12 protein-coding genes are annotated in these 12884 nt (G+C 72.7%); 8 read left to right on the forward strand and 4 right to left on the reverse strand.

Annotated elements, in window-relative coordinates; translation table 11 throughout:
- Window positions 1-80: 80 nt before the first annotated feature.
- The gene (gene ligD, locus EV684_RS03945; RefSeq protein WP_132644910.1) at window positions 81-2648 is read right to left on the reverse strand and encodes a DNA ligase D; all 2568 of its coding nucleotides are present in this window, start codon (window positions 2646-2648) and stop codon (window positions 81-83) included.
- Window positions 2649-2750: 102 nt separating this feature from the next.
- Here ligD and EV684_RS03950 point away from each other — a divergent pair, with 102 nt between their 5' ends.
- The 8 genes from EV684_RS03950 to EV684_RS03985 all read left to right on the forward strand — a co-directional run bounded on the left by EV684_RS03950 (window position 2751) and on the right by EV684_RS03985 (window position 9179).
- Window positions 2751-3113 carry a carboxymuconolactone decarboxylase family protein gene (locus tag EV684_RS03950; protein WP_132644911.1) on the forward strand — a complete coding sequence of 121 codons (363 nt, stop codon included), beginning with the start codon at window positions 2751-2753 and terminating at the stop codon, window positions 3111-3113.
- A gap of 107 nt (window positions 3114-3220) precedes the next feature.
- Window positions 3221-4102, forward strand: coding sequence for an alpha/beta fold hydrolase (locus tag EV684_RS03955; RefSeq protein WP_132644912.1), 882 nt, complete (start codon window positions 3221-3223; stop codon window positions 4100-4102).
- A gap of 78 nt (window positions 4103-4180) precedes the next feature.
- Window positions 4181-4987: an alpha/beta fold hydrolase gene (locus tag EV684_RS03960; RefSeq protein ID WP_132644913.1), complete on the forward strand. Its 807-nt coding sequence runs from the start codon at window positions 4181-4183 to the stop codon at window positions 4985-4987.
- A gap of 40 nt (window positions 4988-5027) precedes the next feature.
- Entirely contained in the window at window positions 5028-6056 is a 1029-nt protein-coding gene (gene dusA / locus EV684_RS03965; protein ID WP_200222287.1) for a tRNA dihydrouridine(20/20a) synthase DusA, read from the forward strand.
- A gap of 147 nt (window positions 6057-6203) precedes the next feature.
- Window positions 6204-7073: an S-methyl-5'-thioadenosine phosphorylase gene (locus EV684_RS03970; protein WP_132644914.1), complete on the forward strand. Its 870-nt coding sequence runs from the start codon at window positions 6204-6206 to the stop codon at window positions 7071-7073.
- Window positions 7070-8161, forward strand: coding sequence for an S-methyl-5-thioribose-1-phosphate isomerase (gene mtnA / locus EV684_RS03975; RefSeq protein ID WP_132644915.1), 1092 nt, complete (start codon window positions 7070-7072; stop codon window positions 8159-8161). Before EV684_RS03970 ends, mtnA begins: the two co-directional genes overlap by 4 nt.
- Window positions 8158-8817 (forward strand): class II aldolase/adducin family protein, encoded by a 660-nt coding sequence (locus tag EV684_RS03980; protein ID WP_132644916.1) that lies wholly within the window; start codon window positions 8158-8160, stop codon window positions 8815-8817. Before mtnA ends, EV684_RS03980 begins: the two co-directional genes overlap by 4 nt.
- 137 nt (window positions 8818-8954) lie before the next feature.
- Window positions 8955-9179 (forward strand): glycine zipper 2TM domain-containing protein, encoded by a 225-nt coding sequence (locus tag EV684_RS03985; RefSeq protein WP_132644917.1) that lies wholly within the window; start codon window positions 8955-8957, stop codon window positions 9177-9179.
- A 4-nt stretch (window positions 9180-9183) separates the two neighbouring features.
- Here the strand turns inward: EV684_RS03985 and EV684_RS03990 are convergent, their stop codons facing one another.
- From EV684_RS03990 to EV684_RS04000, 3 genes are read right to left on the reverse strand one after another with little or no spacing between them, the layout of a single operon-like run.
- Window positions 9184-10083 (reverse strand): DMT family transporter, encoded by a 900-nt coding sequence (locus tag EV684_RS03990; protein WP_132644918.1) that lies wholly within the window; start codon window positions 10081-10083, stop codon window positions 9184-9186.
- Window positions 10083-11378, reverse strand: coding sequence for a type III glutamate--ammonia ligase (locus EV684_RS03995; protein ID WP_132644919.1), 1296 nt, complete (start codon window positions 11376-11378; stop codon window positions 10083-10085). The genes EV684_RS03990 and EV684_RS03995 overlap by 1 nt, the downstream gene beginning before the upstream one ends.
- Entirely contained in the window at window positions 11375-12871 is a 1497-nt protein-coding gene (locus EV684_RS04000; protein WP_132644920.1) for an aldehyde dehydrogenase, read from the reverse strand. Before EV684_RS04000 ends, EV684_RS03995 begins: the two co-directional genes overlap by 4 nt.
- Between the last annotated feature and the right edge of the window lie 13 nt (window positions 12872-12884).

Below are 12884 nucleotides of genomic sequence, written 5' to 3' on the forward strand. Positions count from 1 at the left end.
CGCGGCGCATGGAGTCGTCCCGCAGGTGCAGCGCCTGTAGGAAGGCGCCGGCAGCGCATGTCGGCGTGAACGGCGCATCGTCAGCGGCCATCCCTGCCGCCGCGCAGGTCCAAGCCCAGCCGGCGCAGGGCCGGCCCGAGCGCCTGGCGCGTGCGCCAGTACGCGGCCCAGGGATCCTCGCGCTCCAGGGCCAGGTGCTCGCGGGCGTCGGCCAGCGTCCAGTGGTCGCCGCCACGCAGTTCGGGCAATGCGTCCCAGGACACCGGGATCGACACACCCAGCCCCGGCCGCGCGCGCGCCGAGAAGGCGGCCACCGTCGTCGCGCCTTCGCCGTTGCGCAGCCAGTCGACGAAGATGCGGCCGACGCGGTTGGCCGGCCCGCTGCGCACGACGAAACGCTCCGGCACCTGTTCGGCGAGGTGGGCGACGACGGCGCGCGAGAAGGGCTTGACGACGTCGACCGGCGCACGCGGCGCGATCGGCACGACGACGTGCAGGCCCTTGCCGCCGCTGGTCTTCAGCCACGCGGCCAGTCCCAGCTCGTCAAGCAGCGTGCGCACCAGCAGCGCGCCTTCGCGCACCGCGGCGAAGGCCACGCCCTGGCCGGGGTCGAGGTCGAAGACGATGCGGTCGGGTTTGGCGATCGTGCGCTTCGTCGTGTTCCAGGTGTGGAACTCGACGGCGTTCATCTGCGCCGCCGACAGCAGCGCCTGGGCCGTACGGATCTCCATCAGCGGCTCGTGGCCGGGCCACAGCGCCGGGTCGAGCTGCACGAGACCGGGGATCTCGCTGCGTTCGGCATGTTTCTGGAAGAACACCGGCCGGCCGACGCCTTGTGGCGCACGCAGCAGCGCGACCGGCCGCCCCGACAGGTGCGGCAGCATGCGTTCGGCGATGGCGTCGTACCAGCGCAGCAGGTCCAGCTTGCTCAGGCCGCTGGCCTGGTCGACGATGCGTTCGCCGTGCGTGATGCGCACGCGGGCGATGCGGCCGCTGGACGAGGCGGTGCGCGCGGCGCTGGGCACGGTGTCGGGCGCGACGGCGCGCTCGCGCACGACCTGCGCCGCAGGCTTGTCTTCGCGCACGCCGAGGTAGACCGCGTGGCGCACGCTGCCGCCGGACGTCCATTCGGCAAACTCGACCTCGACGACGAGCTCCGGCCGCACCCAGCGTTCCAGGCCAGGGCCGCGGCGGCTCCAGCGGCCCGGTGCAGGCGCCCCGGCGGCGAACGCCGGCGCGGCGGCGGCCAGCGGCTGCAGCCGCGTGAACAAGGCCCGCGCCGCGCGCGTGTCCCAGCCGGTGCCGACGTTGCCGGCGTGCACGAGGCGGCCGTCGGCGCCGTGCACGGCGAGGATCAGGCTGCCGATCTCGCCGCTGGCGTTGGCGCGCTCGGTGTAGCCGGCGACGACGAACTCCTGTCGCCGGCGGCATTTCAGCTTCAGCCAGTCGGCGCTGCGCATCGAGCGGTACGGGGCGTCGCGGCGTTTGGCGATCACGCCTTCGAGCTGGCGTTCGCAGGCCGTCGCCAGCGCGCCGGAGCCGCCGGGCGGCAGCTCGGCGGAGAAACGCACGCCGTCCAGCGGGTGTTCGTCCAGCAGCGACTGCAGCAGCGCGCGCCGCGTGTCCAGCGCCAGCTCGCGCAGGTCGCGGCCCTGCACGTAGGGCAGGTCGAACACGAAATAGACCAGCTCCGCCCGGCCGCGGCCGTCGAAGGCGTTCTGCAGCGCATTGAAGTCGGCGGCAGCACCCGCGCCGAGCGCGACCAGTTCGCCGTCAATCCAGGCCGACTGCAGGCCCAGGCCTTTCAGCGCCGCGGCCAGCCCCGGCAGCTTGTCGGTCCAGTCGTGGCCGTTGCGCGTGAACAGCCGCGGCACCCCGCGGCGGATGCGCGCCAGCAGCCGGTAGCCGTCGAACTTGGTCTCGTAGAGCCAGCTGCCGGCGGCCGGCGCCGCCGAGGCCAGCGTCGCGAGTTGCGGCGCCAGCGTCTCGGGCTGCGGCGCCTTGGGCGCGACGCTGTCCAGCGCGAGTGCGGCGCGGCTCTGCCGGCGCCGGGGCCGCGGTGTGTCGGCGACCCTCCCGGCGACGCTGTCGGGCTGTGCGGCGACGACGTCGTACTCGCCGCGGGGCCGCGCCCGGGCATCGTGTTTCTTGAACAGCAGCCAGTTCTCGCCGCGTTCACCGGCCTTGGGCTTCAAACGCACCAGTTCCCACGCGCCCTGGAGCTTCTCGCCGTCGAGCTCGAACGGCAGCTTGCCGGCGGCCAGCGCGGCGCGGGGTTCGGCCAGCGGCGCCCAGCGGCCCCGGTCCCAGACGATGACCCGGCCCGCGCCGTAATGGCCCACGGGGATCGTGCCCTCGAAGTCGGCGTAGGCCAGCGGGTGGTCCTCGGTGCGCACCGCCATGCGCTTGTCGGCCGGGTCCAGGCTGGGCCCCTTGGGCACGGCCCAGGACAGCAGCACGCCGTCGAGCTCCAGCCGGAAGTCGTAGTGCAGCCGCGTCGCGTCGTGTTTCTGGACGACGAAACGGCCAAGGTCGGTGCCGGGCCGCGGCGCGTCGGCGCCGGGCTCGGGCGTCGCGCGCAAGTCGCGGCGCTCGCGGTAGCGATGCAGCGGGTCGTGGGCCGGGGCACGGGCGGCGGTGCGGGGCATGCGCGGTGTCGGCAAACCCCGCACCCGGCGCTTGTGCTGACGCAAGCACGCCAGCGCCGACACGGGCACAATCGCGCCGTCGTTTATACCCCGCCCCGTATCATGACCGAGTCCTATCGCGATCTGACCGCCTCCATCTCCGCGTCGCTCGCCAAGCTGCGTGCCGACATCCCCGAGACCACGCGCGGCTTCTCGGCGCTGGCGATGGCGGCCACCAAGACCGGCACGCTGGACAAGAAGACCAAGGAACTGATCGCGATGGCGCTGTCGGTCGGAGCGCGCTGCGATCCCTGCGTCGGCTTCCATGCCGACGCCCTGGTCAAGCTCGGCTGCACGCGTGCCGAGTTCGAGGAGATGCTGGGCCTGTGTGTCTACATGGGCGGCGGGCCGTCGCTGATGTACGCCGCCAAGGCGCTTCAGGCGTACGAGGAGTTCGGCGGCGAACGCGCGGCGCCGGCCGCTTGAGCCCGCGGCGGCCGGGCCGGTACGGCTGCCGATAACATCGGCGCCATGACTGTCCGCGCCTCGCGCCGCATCTGCGGCCCGTTCCGCGCCGGGGTGGAGGGCCGCTGATGCAGGTCGCCGCCAACGGCATCGCCCTCGAAGTCGACGACCGCGGCCCGCCCGACGGCGTCCCGCTGGTCCTGGTGATGGGGCTGGGCATGCAGCTCACGGCCTGGCCCGAGGAGTTCGTGCAGCAGCTCGTGGAGCGGGGCTTCCGTGTCGTGCGTTTCGACAACCGCGACGCCGGCCTCAGCCAGGGTTTCGACGCCCTGGGCGTGCCCAACCTGGCGATCGCCGGCATCCGCTATGCGCTGCACCTGCCTTCACGCTCGCCGTACCGGCTGGCCGACATGGCCGCCGACACGCTGGGCGTGATGGACGCGCTGGGGCTGGCCTCGGCGCACCTGTGCGGCGCGTCCATGGGCGGCATGATCGCCCAGCACATCGCCGCGCGCCGCCCCGAACGCGTGCGCAGCCTGGTGCTGATGATGACGACCTCGGGCGCACGCGGCCTGCCGCAGCCCACGCTGCGGGCGCGCCAGGCGCTGCTCTCGCGGCCGGCCGACAACTCGCGTGCCGCGATCGTCGCCCACCTGGAGCGCGTGATGCAGCGCATCGGCAGCCCCGGCTACCCGCCCGACCCGGCGGTGATGCACCGCCGCTTCGAGGAAGCCGTCGACCGCGCCTGGCGCCCGGGCGGCACGGCGCGTCAGATCGCCGCCGTGATCGCCGACGGCGATCGCACGCCGATGCTGGGTGCGATCCGCGCCCCGACCGCCGTGCTGCATGGCCGTGCCGACCCGCTGGTGCCGCCGGCGGCGGCACACGACCTGGGCGTCAAGATCCGGGGCGCGCAGGTCGAGATCCTCGACGGCATGGGCCATGACCTGCCGGCACCGCTGCTGCCGCGTTTCGCCGACCTGATCGCGAAGAACTCACGCCGCGCCTGACCGGCCTGCGGCCACACTGCCCGGTTCGGCCGAAGGTGGCCCAGCATCATCTTTCGCCCCCACGACCCGGAGACGAGCTTGGACCTGCGACGCCGCCACCACGTCAGCTTCAAAGGACGCGACGATGCCCCGCTCTGCATCGTCTTCGCCCACGGTTTCGGCACCGATCAGCGGGCCTGGGACGCGATCTGGCCCGCGTTCGCCGAGGACTTCCGCATCGTGCTCTACGACCACGCCGGGGCCGGGAGCTGCGACCCGGCGGCGTTCGAGCAGCACCGCTACCTGACGATGGACGCCTATGCGCGCGACCTCAGCGCGCTGCTGGACGAACTGGGCCTGCGCGAGGTCGTCTTCGTCGGCCATTCGATGGGCTCGATCACCGGCATCCTGGCGGCCATCGCGCGGCCCGAGCAGTTCTCGCGCCTGGTGTGCATCGGCGCGTCGGCACGTTACCTCGACGCCCCGGGCTACCGCGGCGGCTTCCGCGAAGAAGACCTCCACGCGCTGTACCGCGAGGTCACGGTCGGCCGCGACCGCTGGGCCGATCAGTTCGCGCCGCAGGCGATGGGCAACCGGGACCGGCCGGAACTCGCCGAACACTTCGCCCGGACGATCAAGAGCGTGCCGGCGGACGCCATCCTCACCGTGCTGTGCTCGATCTTCCAGTCCGACTACCGCGACACCGTCGGACGGCTGGCGCGCCCGCTGCTGCTGCTGCAGACACGCGAGGACGCGGCGGTGCCGCCCGAGGCCGCCGAGTACCTGCACGGCGCGGTGCCCGGCAGCGAGCTGGTGATCCTGGACGCCGAGGGCCATCTGCCGCACATCAGCGCGCCGCAGCGTGTCGTCGAGGCCATGCAGGATTTCGTGCGCGCCGCACCCTGAGACAATCAAGGGTTGCGCCCCACGGCGCCAGAGCCCCGCGATGTCTGCCGTTCCTGCCCCTGTTCCTGCCGTCGACCCCAGCCCCTGGCGCCTGTGCGTGGCGCCGATGCTCGACTGGACGGACCGCCACTGCCGCCACTTCCACCGCCTGCTGACGCGGCACGCACGCCTGTACACCGAGATGGTGACCACCGGCGCACTGCTGCACGGCGACCAGCCGCGGCACCTGGACTTCGGCGACGAGGAACATCCGGTGGCGCTGCAGCTCGGCGGCAGCGAACCCGCCGACCTGGCCGCCTGCGCCAAGCTGGCCGAACGCTGGGGCTACGACGAGGTCAACCTGAACTGCGGCTGCCCCAGCCCGCGCGTGCAGCGCGGTGCTTTCGGCGCCTGCCTGATGAACGAGCCGGCGCTGGTCGCCGACGCGGTGAAGGCGATGCGCGACGCGGTGTCGCTGCCGGTGACCGTCAAACACCGCATCGGCCTGGGCCAGGACGAGAGTTACGGCTTCGTGCGCGACTTCGTCGGCACCGTGGCCGCCGCCGGCTGCGAGGTCTTCATCGTGCACGCGCGCAACGCCTGGCTCGAAGGCCTGAGCCCGAAGGAGAACCGCGACATCCCGCCGCTGCGCTACGAGGTCGCGCAGCGGCTGAAGGCCGAGTTCCCGCAGCTCACCATCGTCGTCAACGGCGGCATCGCCGGCGACGAGGCGATCGCCGCGCAGCTCGCCCACGTCGACGGCGTGATGGTCGGCCGCGCCGCGTATCACGAGCCCTGGACGCTCTCGACCTGGGACGAACGTTTCTTCGGTGAGCCCGCGCCGGCGCAGGACCGTGCGGCCGTGGAGCTGGCGATGGTGCGCTACATGGAGCGCCAGGCCGCCGCTGGCGTGCCCTGGGCACACGTCGCGCGCCACATGCTGGGGCTGTGGAACGGCGAAGCCGGCGCGCGGCGCTGGCGCCAGGTCTGGTCGGACCATCGCCTGAAAGGCGAGCCGGCGGCCGTCGTGCACGCACTGGCGCAGCGGCCGGCACGCCCGGCGCTGGAGTCGGCCAACCCGGCGGCTTGACATTCGGCAGCCGCGAGCGCGACGCCGCGACGTAGCATGCAGGCATCGCCGGAGCCACAACCGCCGGCGGCACGAGGCCGGCCGCCCCGCGGGTGCCGGCCTTCCTCGTTCCCGACTCCGCCGCCTGCCGCGGCGCTTCGACGACCTATGACGAAACGACTCGCCATCATCGGCGGCAGCGGCCTGTACGACCTGCCCGGCCTGACCGACACCCGCTGGGTCTCGGTCGACACGCCCTGGGGCGCGCCCTCCGACCAGATCTTCCTCGGCCGCCTGGGCGACGCCGAACTGGCCTTCCTGCCGCGCCACGGCCGCGGCCACCGCATCCCGCCGAGCGAGGTCAACTACCGCGCCAACATCGCCGCGCTGAAGCAGCTGGGCGCCACCGACGTGCTGTCGTGCAGCGCCGTCGGCGGCCTGCGTGCCGACCTGCCACCGGGCAGCTTCGTCATCGTCGACCAGTTCATCGACCGCACGTTCGCGCGCGAGAAGAGCTTCTTCGGCACCGGCTGCGTGGCCCACGTCTCGATGGCCGACCCGACCTGCCCGCGCCTGGGCGACCACGTGCAGAAGCGCCTGGCCGAGCAGGGCGTGCCGCACGTGCGCGGCGGCACCTACCTGACGATGGAAGGGCCGCAGTTCTCGACGCGCGCCGAGTCGCACCTGTACCGCTCGTGGAACTGCAGCGTCATCGGCATGACCAACATGCCCGAGGCCAAGCTCGCGCGCGAAGCCGAGCTCTGCTACTGCTCGGTCAGCATGGTCACCGACTTCGACTGCTGGCACGTCGGCCACGACGCGGTGACGGTCGACGCGATCGTCAAGGTGCTGCTGGCCAACGCCGAGAACGCACGCCAGATGGTGCGTGGCCTGGCCGAGGACGTCGCCCACGACGAACACGCCGCCGCCTGCGGCTGCCGCCACGCGCTGGACAACGCCATCATCACCGCGCCCGCCGCACGCGACCCCGAGGTCGTGAAGCGCCTGCAACCCATCGCCGGCCGGGTGCTCGGATGAAGGTCGACGGCAAGCCGCTGCGCACCATCCGCGCCGTCGCCGGCGGCGAGGCGGTCGAGATCATCGACCAGCGCCTGCTGCCGCACCGCCTGGTCATCGAACGCGTCGCCAGCGCCGACGAGATGATCGTCGCGATCCGCGACATGTGGGTGCGCGGTGCGCCGCTGATCGGCGCCAGCGCCGCCTACGGCGTCGCGCTGCTGATGAACGCCGACGCCGGCGACGCCGCGCTCGAAGCCGGCTGCGAGCGCATCCGCGCCGCGCGCCCGACCGCCGTCAACCTGGCCTGGGCCGTCGACCGCATGCTGAGCCGCCTGCGCCCCCTGCCGGCCGGCGAGCGCCGCGCCGCCGCCTGGGCGCTGGCCGACGTGATCGCCGAGGAGGACGTGGCCGTCAACCGCGCGATCGGCGACCACGGCCTGGCGCTGATCGAAGCCATCGCGGCGCGCCGCCCCGGCCCGGTCAAGGTGCTGACGCACTGCAACGCCGGCTGGCTGGCGACCGTCGACTGGGGCACCGCGACGGCGCCGATCTACCGCGCCCAGGAGCGCGGCATCGAGCTGCACGTGTGGGTCGACGAAACCCGTCCGCGCAACCAGGGCGCCAGCCTCACGGCCTGGGAACTGGGCAAGGCCGGCGTGCCGCACACCCTGGTCGCCGACAACGCCGGCGGCCATCTGATGCAGCGTGGCGAGGTGGATCTGTGCATCGTCGGCTGCGACCGCGTGACGATTCGCGGCGACGTCTGCAACAAGATCGGCACCTATCTGAAGGCGCTGGCCGCGCACGACAACGGCGTGCCGTTCTACGTCGCGATGCCGACCTCGACGCTGGACCCGAAGCTCGCCGACGGCGTGCGCGAGATCCCGATCGAAGAGCGCAGCGCACGCGAGGTGACGCACATCGCCGGGCTGACGGCCGCCGGTGAGCTGGCCGAGGTCTGCCTGGTGCCCAGCGGCACGACGGCGGCGAATCCGGCCTTCGACGTCACCCCGGCGCGCCTGGTCAGCGGCCTGGTCACCGAACACGGCGTGTTCCCGGCCGACGAGACGGCGCTGCGCGCGCTGGCCGCCCGGAGCGCACGATGAGCGTGCCTTTCGTCGAGGTCGCCGCACGCGAGGACGCCGCCGCCGCGGTGCGGCTGCTCGACGCGCGTGGCCTGAACCGCGGCAGCACCGGCAACCTCAGCGTGCGCTGCGGCGACGCGATGCTGATCACGCCGACCGGCATGGGCTCGGAGGTCCGTGGCGAGGACTTCGTGCGGGTCTTCCTCGCCGACGGTCGTGTCGAAGGCACCTGGCAGCCGTCGTCGGAATGGCATTTCCACCAGGCGGTCTACCGCGCCCGGCCGGACCTCAACGCCGTCGTGCACACGCATTCGCCGAACGCCACCGCGCTGGCCTGCCTGGACCGGCCGCTGCCGGCCTTCCACTACATGATCGCGGTGGCCGGCGGCGACACGGTGCCGCTGGTGCCGTACCACACCTTCGGCACCGAGGCGCTGTCGGCGGCGGTCGGCGAGGCGATGGCCGAGCGCAAGGCCTGCCTGCTGGCGCACCACGGCCTGGTGGCCGCGGGCGCGACGCTGGCCGAGGCAATGAAGGTCTGCCAGGAGATCGAGTCGCTGTGCGAGGTCTACCTGAAGGCGCTGGCGGTGGCCGAGCCGCGGGTGCTGGGCCGTGCCGAGATGGACGAGGTCGTCGCCCGGTTCAGGAGCTACGGCCGCAACGCACGCCGCGGCTGAAGGCGTAGGACGGCGCGCACAGCGGGTGGCGGCCGCCGCCGATGGTGCCGCCCGCCCTCGACGTCCAGACTTGTTTCAAAGCCCCTCGCCGGCCGCATCCGTGGCTTGCGCAGGGTGCTCGTTGCAAGGAGCTGGACATGACGAACGTTTCGCGATCCTTCACCCTCGGTGCGCTGGCGGTCTCGGTGGCCGCGCTGGTCGGCTGTTCCGGCATGTCGACGCATCAGCGTGACACGGCGGTCGGTGCCGGCATCGGCGGCGTCGCCGGCGCGGTGCTGACCGGTGGCAGCACCGCCGGCACGATCGGCGGCGCCGCGGTCGGCGGCGTCATCGGCCACGAAACCAGCAAGGACAAGAAGTAAGGCTTCAGCGCCGCGCTGGCCAGGTGGCAAGCAGCAGCCCGGCCAGCGCCAGCGCAAACGCTGCCGCGTGGCCGGCGCCGAAGTGCTCGCCGAGGAAGACGACGCCGACCAGCGCCGCGCTCACCGGCAGCATCACGGTGAAGACACCGGCCTGCGAAGCCGGCACGTGGCGCAGCCCGGCCATCCACAGCCAGACCGTCACCATGCTGGCGGCGATGGCGTAGAAGACCAGCAGTGCCCAGGTGCCCGACGCCACGGCTCGGAAGTCGAAGCTCAGCGCCTGCCAGACGCCGAACGGCGTCACCAGCGCCAGCCCCCAGAGGTTGATCAGCGCGCTGATGCGTTTGGGCGAGACGTTGCCGGTGAGGCGCTTGCCGATGACGACGTAGCTCGCCTCGCAGACGACGGCGCCCAGCAGCAGCGCGTAGCCCCACCAGGGCGCACCGGCCTCGGCACTGCCGGCCGGTGCCTTGGCCAGCGCCAGCAGCGCGATGCCGGCGACCGCCAGCACGATGGCCGCCATCACGCGCCGCGAGATGCGCTCGCCCAGGAAGAGCCGCGACAGGATCGCCACCGCGGCGGGAATAGCCGCCATCACGACGCCGGCGGCCAGCGCCGAGGTCGCCTTGACGCCGAACAGCATGCAGATGCTGAACAGGAAGTTGCCGAGGAAACTCTCCCAGAACAGCAGCTTGCGGTCGTGCGCCGACAAGGGCGCTTCGTCGGCCGGGCGTTTGACCCAGTGCGCCATCGCCACCGCGGCGATGCCGAAACGCAGCCAGGCGAGCAGGAACACGGGCAGGGCCGCGACCAGCAGGCGCGACAGGCCGACGTAACAGCCGACCAGCGCCATGCCGGAGGCCAGGCTGGCATAGGCCAGCAGCGGAACACGGGAAGGGGACATCAGAAAACGGCGGCGTAGCGCTCCAGTTCCCAGCCGCTGACGTGGCGCGCGTACTCGGTCCATTCAGCGCGCTTGAGGCGCAGGAACTCGGGGCCCAGCGTGGGGCCGAGCGCGCCCAGCACCACCGGGTCGGCGGCCAGCGCGTCCAGCGCCTCGGCCAGCGATTGCGGCAGCAGGCCGATGCCGCGCGCGCGCATCGTCGCCAGATCGAGCGCGAACAGGTCGTCGTCGACCGCGGGCGGCGGCACCAGGCCGCGTTCGAGGCCGTCGAGCCCGGCGGCGATCAGCGCCGCGGTGGCCAGGTACGGGTTGGCGCTGGCGTCGGGCAGCCGCCACTCGAAGCGGCCGGACAGGGTGCGCACGAGCGCGGTGCGATTGTTGGGGCCGTGGGCGATGCAGGCCGGCGCCCAGGTCGTGCCCGACAGCGATTCGCCGACGGTCAGCCGCTTGTAGGAGTTGACGGTGGGCGCGGCGAGTGCCGCCAGCGCCGGCGCGTGCGCCAGCACGCCGGCGATGAAGGCCGGCAGCATCTCGGCCGCCAGCTCGGCGCCGCGCCACAGCGAGACGTGGAAATGCAGCCCGCTGCCCGGCTGGTCGGCAAAGGGCTTGGGCATCATCGAGAAGACCAGCCCGCGCTCCTCGGCCAGCGCGTGTGCGGCCAGCTTGAACAGCATCAGGTGGTCGCAGCTGGCCAGCGCCTCGTCGTGGGCGAAGTTGACTTCGTACTGGCCGTGGGCGTCCTCGTGGTCGATCTGCAGCACGTCCAGCCCGGCGTCGGCCAGCGCGCAAGACAGCGCGTGCAGGAAACCGTGGTGGCGCGGCAGCGACTTCAGGTCGTACGAGGGTTTGTCCAGGCGGTCGGCGTCGTCGGCCGGCAGCCAGCGGCCGGCGTCGTCGCGCTTCAACAGGAAGAACTCGGGCTCGATGCCGGTCTGCATCGTGAGCCCGTGCGCGGCCAGGCGTTCGCGGGCGCGGCGCAGCACCTGGCGCGGGCAGCCGTCGAAAGGCTCGCCGGCCACGAAACCGTCGCCGACCAGGCGCGCGACACCCGGCCACCAGGGCAGGGGCAGGGCGGTCGCGGCGTCGCCGCGGGCGTAGTACTCGGAGCGCGGGCCGCAGCGCGGCAGCGCCGTGCCCCAGATCGACGGCCCGGCGAAACCGGCGCCGGTGGCGAGCACCTCGTCCAGGTGCGCCAGCGGCACCAGCTTGCCCTTGGCGACGCCGTGCACGTCGGTGAACTGGACCAGCAGCGTGTGCACGCCGACGGCTTCGAGCCGCTCGTGCAGCGGCTTCATGCCGGGTTGATGCGCAGCCAGGTGGTCTTCAGCTCGGTGTACTTGTCGAAGGCGTGCAGGCTCTTGTCGCGGCCGTTGCCGCTTTGCTTGTAGCCGCCGAACGGGACGGTCATGTCGTCCTCGTCGTACTGGTTGACGTGCACGGTGCCGGCACGCAGCGCGCGTGCGACGCGGTGGGCGCGGTGCACGTTGTCGCTCCAGACGCTGGCCTGCAGGCCGTAGGCGCTGGCGTTGGCCATCGCCACGGCCTGGGCCTCGTCGGCGAAACGCAGCACCGACAGCACCGGGCCGAAGATCTCCTCGCGGGCGATGCGCATCGTGTTCGTGACCCCGGCGAAGACCGTCGGCTCGACGTAGAAGCCGCCGCTGTCGGCGCGTGCGCGCCGGCCGCCGGCCAGGCAGCTCGCGCCTTCGGCCAGGCCGGCGTCGATGTAGCCCAGCACGGTGGCCATCTGCGGCTCGTCGACCAGCGCGCCCATCACCGTGGTCGGGTCCAGCGGGTCGGCCGGCGTGTAGTGGGGCGCCAGCGCGGCGACACGCGCGGCGAACTCGTCGGCGATGCTGTCGTGCACCAGCAGGCGCGAGGGTGCGTTGCAGCTCTCGCCCTGGTTGAAGAAGATGCTGTCGGCCACCGTCTCGGCGGCGCGGCCCAGGTCGGCGTCGGGGAAGACGAGGAAGGCCGACTTGCCGCCGAGTTCGTTGTAGACGCGCTTCAGGTTCGAGCGGCCCGCATACTCCAGCATGCGCCGGCCGATGCGCGTGCTGCCGGTGAAGCCGATCGCGTCGACGTCGGGGTGCAGCGCCAGCGCCTCGCCGGCTTCGCCGCCGTAGCCCGGCACGACGTTGAAGACCCCCGGCGGCAGCCCGGCCTCGATGGCGATCTCGGCCAGGCGCAGCGCGGTGTACGGACTCTTCTCGCTGGGCTTCAACACCACCGAATTGCCCGCCGCCAGCGCCGGCCCGAGCTTCCAGGCGGCCATGATCATCGGGTAGTTCCAGGGCACGATGGCCCCGACGACGCCCATCGGCTCGCGCGTGATCAGCGCCAGCGCGTTCTCGGCGGTCGGCGCGATCTCGTCGTAGACCTTGTCCACCGCCTCGGCATACCAGGCGATGCAGCGCGCCGTGGCCGGCACGTCGACCGCCAGCGACCAGCGGATCGGCTTGCCCATGTCGAGCGTCTCGAGCAGGGCCAGCTCTTCCTTGGCGGCGAGGATGCCGTCGGCGAAACGCTGCAGGATCTTCTTGCGCACCGCCGGGGCCTTGCCGGCCCAGCGGCGGTCGTCGAAGGCCGCGCGGGCCGCCGCCACCGCGCGGTCGACGTCCTCGGCACGGCCACGCGCGACCTCGCCGAGGCGGCGGCCGTCGATCGGCGAGTGTTTCGCGAAGGTCTCGCCGCAGACGCTGGCGACACGCTGGCCGTCGACGAGCGCGCGGCCGTCGATCGCCAGCGCCGCGGCGCGTTCGCGCCAGTTCGGGGTCGGGGTGTTCATCGCGTCTCCTGGT

This window comes from Rubrivivax gelatinosus (assembly GCF_004340905.1).
GTDB classification, from domain to species: domain Bacteria; phylum Pseudomonadota; class Gammaproteobacteria; order Burkholderiales; family Burkholderiaceae_C; genus Rubrivivax; species Rubrivivax gelatinosus.

What these genes read in the sequence shown, in the direction of transcription:
- ligD (WP_132644910.1), bottom strand. Translation starts at nt 2,648, where the DNA reads ATGCCCCGCACCGCCGCCCGTGCCCCGGCCCACGACCCGCTGCATCGC.
- EV684_RS03950 (WP_132644911.1), top strand. Translation starts at nt 2,751, where the DNA reads ATGACCGAGTCCTATCGCGATCTGACCGCCTCCATCTCCGCGTCGCTC.
- EV684_RS03955 (WP_132644912.1), top strand. Translation starts at nt 3,221, where the DNA reads ATGCAGGTCGCCGCCAACGGCATCGCCCTCGAAGTCGACGACCGCGGC.
- dusA (WP_200222287.1), top strand. Translation starts at nt 5,028, where the DNA reads ATGTCTGCCGTTCCTGCCCCTGTTCCTGCCGTCGACCCCAGCCCCTGG.
- EV684_RS03970 (WP_132644914.1), top strand. Translation starts at nt 6,204, where the DNA reads ATGACGAAACGACTCGCCATCATCGGCGGCAGCGGCCTGTACGACCTG.
- mtnA (WP_132644915.1), top strand. Translation starts at nt 7,070, where the DNA reads ATGAAGGTCGACGGCAAGCCGCTGCGCACCATCCGCGCCGTCGCCGGC.
- EV684_RS03980 (WP_132644916.1), top strand. Translation starts at nt 8,158, where the DNA reads ATGAGCGTGCCTTTCGTCGAGGTCGCCGCACGCGAGGACGCCGCCGCC.
- EV684_RS03985 (WP_132644917.1), top strand. Translation starts at nt 8,955, where the DNA reads ATGACGAACGTTTCGCGATCCTTCACCCTCGGTGCGCTGGCGGTCTCG.
- EV684_RS03990 (WP_132644918.1), bottom strand. Translation starts at nt 10,083, where the DNA reads ATGTCCCCTTCCCGTGTTCCGCTGCTGGCCTATGCCAGCCTGGCCTCC.
- EV684_RS03995 (WP_132644919.1), bottom strand. Translation starts at nt 11,378, where the DNA reads ATGAAGCCGCTGCACGAGCGGCTCGAAGCCGTCGGCGTGCACACGCTG.
- EV684_RS04000 (WP_132644920.1), bottom strand. Translation starts at nt 12,871, where the DNA reads ATGAACACCCCGACCCCGAACTGGCGCGAACGCGCCGCGGCGCTGGCG.